Source organism: Verrucomicrobiota bacterium (assembly GCA_016871535.1).
Classification (GTDB): domain Bacteria; phylum Verrucomicrobiota; class Verrucomicrobiia; order Limisphaerales; family SIBE01; genus VHCZ01.
The window spans coordinates 1-4,866 of sequence record VHCZ01000366.1 but is presented as its reverse complement, the minus strand read 5'-3'; the positions used below and the strand labels follow the sequence as shown (position 1 = coordinate 4,866).

Here is a 4,866-nt window from a genome sequence, read left to right as displayed (position 1 = left end):
CCGAATTGGCCCGGAATACGCAGCAAACTCGTCGCGCTCGTCTGGTCTGCCTTCCTGCAGTTTCTTGAGGAACTCCGGCGTGATGAGCTGGCCCAGCCGCGCCGCAAGCTCAGGGTCAGCTCTACGATCTTTTCCTAATTCCCATTCAACCGCATTCGCCAGATGCACCGACTCAGCTTTGTCGAGGCGCACGCCTAACCTCCCCAAGATAGAAGCGATCTGCCTGTTAGAACAAATGCAGCCTACGGACACCCTTCGCTGAAAACCGGGCCAAAAGCTGACGGTCTTGAAAATCTGCTCGCGATCAAGTGCGCCCGCCGCCACATGGTGCAGGTCGGGGAGGCGTGTCAACGTGCGGTAAAGGCTCCACAAGCCGGTCGGCAGGGCGGGGCAACTGCGATAGAAACACTGCAGCCCGTCCGTTTCAGAGTTCCAGAGGATTCGCCGCGCCAGTGTCGCAAGAGGACTGCGGTCGTCTTTTGGGCACTTGTCGGCGAAACGACGCCCCAGCATGTCCCAGAGGCTTTCCCAGAAAGCGTGCGCCGTGGTTCCACTCGCAAGATCCAGTTTTTCACTAAACCCCTGCCAGTCTTCGCAGCTCAGTTTCCAGATCGTGACTAGCCTGACGGCTACCGCGACCGCCAAGCCGCTGGCGAGCTGTTTGTTCTGCTCCGACTGAAAGGCCAATTGCACCCGGCCCACATCCGGCTCGAACGGTCCATTAACTGCAAACCCGTAGCAGGGCGTGTCCCGCGTCGGTGCTGTCACCCAGAACACGGGTACGTCATCAGGCAACGGGAGAAAACCATCCGAGCCCAACCCCAACAGGAACTGAGCGCGGTCGTTGTCAATGGACAGCGACAGCACCAGAGCTCTTCTGGGACCACCCTCGAGATGGTCTAACGCGCCAAACTCGATACATCCCTCTAGTTCGAGTCGCTTCGGATGCCACCGAACTTCCACGTCTTGCTCCTCGTTCGAGCAAAGGCGCAATCGCTTCAACCGACGCGAGAACACAACCAGCAGCGACGCCAGCCTCCGGAACAAACTGAGCACTTGGCCGGCGGATTGCGTCTGGGCTGGCAGTCGGATTAGAGTACCCCGTCGCCAGTGGTCTGGGGCCAACATCTTGAGTGTGGCCTCCAAGGCCGTCCGCTCAGTCTCGTTCAGTCGGACTGGGTAGATTCCGCCGCGAATAGCGAAATCCACGCTCCCGCTCAACACCTCCGGGCCATCAGTGACAAGAAAAACACTCTTGAAGCCGAGTCCGAACTTGCCGGTCAGAACCGTTTCGCCCTGAGCCGAAATCTCTGATTTGTCCGAGATGGCTGGAACAAGCATCTTTTCCAAGTCACGGTCAAAGCCTGCGTCTCGACAGTTGATCCCTTCGGTCCCTGCGAACTCGTTGATTAGGCGACCCCAGTGGGCGAAGACCAGACTGTCGCCTGCGTCAATCGCAACGAAACCTAGCCGAATCGCAGCCTCGCTGGGATCAATTCCCAATTTGAGTAATTCCGCAACCGCGTCATCGGCGTTCTGCCACAGTTCGAATGGAATGGAGGAAGCGGCGTATTGGAACTCCGAAAGCTTGCGCTTAACGCCGCCAAGCACGACTGCCTGGACCAGTGGGTCTCCAGCGAGAAGGCCTCGAATTTTCTCGCGTGCCTGGCGGCGCAGATCGGCGGAGCGGCGCGATATCAACTTGTGAACGTCCTCGACCGCTTCCTGCCTTCGAGCATCATCCCAGAGGCCGAGCGCCTCCTTCAGGTTTGGATGTGACTGCGCTCCGATCTGGCGTAGAAACGCCAGAGCCTGATCCACAATCATGTTTTGGGCGACCGCAACATGAAGTTGAGTCGCTTTGGACAGTTTCTCGAACAGTGGCCGGACGTCCACCTTCGCCCGCAGCGCCTGGGCGAGCACGGCCCCCGCCGTTTCACGTAGAAGAGCCAGCAATACTTCCTCGGTATAATTGCCGCGGTCAAGGGCCAGCTTGCGAAGCCTCAAACGGCAAACCGAGTGGCAATCTTCCTGCCACGCTTCGATCGAATAGCCGTGATATGGGAGGAGCAAGGTGCTTGGCTGGTCCGCCAGTCGTGCTTCGAACTCGTTACCGAGGATTGAACACACCACAGCGCAAGGTTCTGTGACGATAAGGAGTCTAAACTCTCGTCGTCTAATGCGATCACGAATTCTCCCCAAGGTCCCGCGGGTTTGATCGTTCTCCTCAAGCCAGTCCAGAACTTCTTCGGGTGACCAAGTGGAAAAGAACTCCCTGCTCAGACTCTGGGCACCTGCCCCCAAAAGACAAAGCAAAGCGCCGATCGGCTCGCAGGCCGATAGTGTCGTCCGCCAAGGATTGAACAATCCCCGAAGGGTTGCAACCAGACCCGCCGCCGATTGGTCCGAGACATCCGGAACCTCCTCGATTGGTTCTGGCAAGTCGGGTTGTTCTGCACGCAGCACCTCGAGCGCTCGGGAGATCCGCTGGTCGAGCCGATCTTCTGGATGAATGCTGTCGTGCGCGAATGCCAATTTCTGCGGTGCCCTAGCGGCTCCACTTGCGCTCACCAATTTCACACCATCGGCCTTGAGGACTGTAGTGGCAAAACCGGGTCCAGCTTCGGCAACGGCGGTCAGGTAGCGGAGAATGACGTTTACGGCTCGCTCGCGGGCTTCCGCGGTTGCTGCTTCGTGGACATTCGCCAAGTGCTTCAGCACCTCGGCGTAAGCGTTCTCACGAAGTCGGCCACTGATGCTTTGGAGGAAAGTCGGGAGCAGGCTCCGTACAGAATCCTCAGCGTGCATCGCCTTGACAAGCCGAACGACCGGTAACGCCTGCTCTGGCATCTCGCCAAGCGTCCTAACCCAGTCGGCGACCAACTCGGGAGTCCACTCGCACGAGAGCCCGGTGGACCAGGCTCCATCGCTTTGGAGAAGCGCTGCCAGCGCCGGCAGCGCCTCGTTGGGAGCGGGCAGAACTTCGTTCTTAAATTTCCCGAACCGCCCGTGGCTCCGCACCGCTTCGCTCACACGCAAGAGCGGCACGCGGCCGAAAAGAACATTCGGCGGGAGTCCATCCAATTCCGCGTCCACACCTGGAACATGCAGCACTTCTGCGGGTTTAACCGCTGTGTCGTTGGCCAGCGGCAGCCATGCGACAGTTCGTATCTGATCCCTCAATGCCACTCGCAAGTATTCCATCTCGCTGACGGCTGTCAGGATTACATCCCACCATTGGCATGGGCTCGAGTGGCCTAGCGCGATCTCGATCACCGCTTCCCAGCTCAGCTTCTTGACTAGCTGATTGGAACCGTCCGGACTTGCGAATCGTGCATATCCAGGACGGTCGCGCAGGCGCGTCACGAGTGAGTTGAACTGGTGCGGTAGATTTTCAAATGTGTCGTCGTCCACATAAGTGAGGGGACCTATGCGGACGCGATGGCCATCCATTGTCTCGTGGATGTTCAGGTCGCGAAGAACTTTCACGTCGTCGAAGTGCAGTAGAATGAAATCGCATTCCTCGTGCGAGAGGCCTGAGCAATCCATATCCGTAGGCCCGACCTCGCCGATAAGCGCCTCAATGTTCGGCTCTGAGGCTGGAACCAGATTCAAACACTGCCGTTGGTACGCTGTGAGACCGAGTTCTCCTGCTGCCGTGGCTGTTACGCGGCGCCAGGGTTGTTTCGCCGCTTTCAGCGCGTTTTCAAGCAGCCGCGACAGCACAGGCGTGGCCCCGGTCTCGTCGAACAGTATTGCCGCTTCCCGCCACATTCCGATGTCCCCGTGCAGCAGGCAACGAAGCGCCGACCACGCCTCCGGGCCAACTTTTGCGGCGCGTGGCAAGAGGCGGTCAAAAAGCGGTTTCCGGCTCGCGAAAGCCTCTGCCAAGCGCGAGGTTGCGGAAAGAAGCTCAACACACGCCGACTCTTCGCAGTGTGAGGCGGACAGTTCCAGTACCTTGGCGACTTCAGGCTCGATTAGAAGCAACCTTAGTTCCGGCGCAGCATTCCCGAATTCTTTCGCCCAGTCTCCACCGCCCGTAAACAGACACCGATTGTTGCTCCTCGTTTGCACATCGGTGAAGGCGACTGCGTGGGCCGCCGCGCCGGGTTCACGAGCGGAGAACAGGGGAAGCTGTTGGATCTCGTTCCTCCAATCGGCAGGCCTCTCTCGGCATGCCTTCAGCAGCCGGACAGCGATGCTGGAACGGTGTTCAATAGCATCCTCCGCGTTCAACATCAGCCGTCCCAGTCTGTGCAGCAACGTCACCAACGGGGACCACATGAGAGATCCGCTGTCGTCCGCGTCGCGGAAATCCTGCCAGAGCAATGCCACTCGCAGCTCCGAGTCTGCGAGGCTACGCGCGATTTGTGAACTAACTTCCGTGGATTTCGTCGGCAGACGGACGATGGCCGTCGCGGGCAACCGTTTGAAAAATTCTTTCCAGAGGCGAGCTAAATCGTTGTCTTTAGGAAGTCGGTCGCTCACCAAACGATTGGCCATACGAACCATCGCAGCAGTAAGCATCGAATCGGCTTCGCGCTCGCTGGCGCGTTGTGGAATGAGCTTCAGTAGGTACGACAGATGTCCAAGATAGTGGAACGCTGAAGCCGGCACACCATCCAGCAATGTCGCCATTTCCTCATCGCTTAGTGAGTCGGGCCGATGGTCTGCCAAGTACGGCTTGCCTTTAAAGGAAACGGCGATTTCTGCACTCACGGCTGCTAGCGCCGGGAGGGAGGGTCAGAGTTCCTCAAGCGCATCTGGCACATCGAGCCTTCACGGGGAGCTTGCCTGGTGTCAGGCAGGGCGTAGGCTCCCGCCGCAAGGAGGTCGGTTATGGCCTGTGGTTCCAAGGAGGCC

General features: G+C 58.9%; 1 protein-coding gene. It reads right to left on the bottom strand.

Annotated features, from left to right (window positions below):
• Positions 1 to 2,883: hypothetical protein (locus FJ398_26085; protein ID MBM3841357.1), on the bottom strand; the 2,883-nt coding region annotated here is incomplete at its 3' end.
• Positions 2,884 to 4,866: the final 1,983 nt, after the last annotated feature.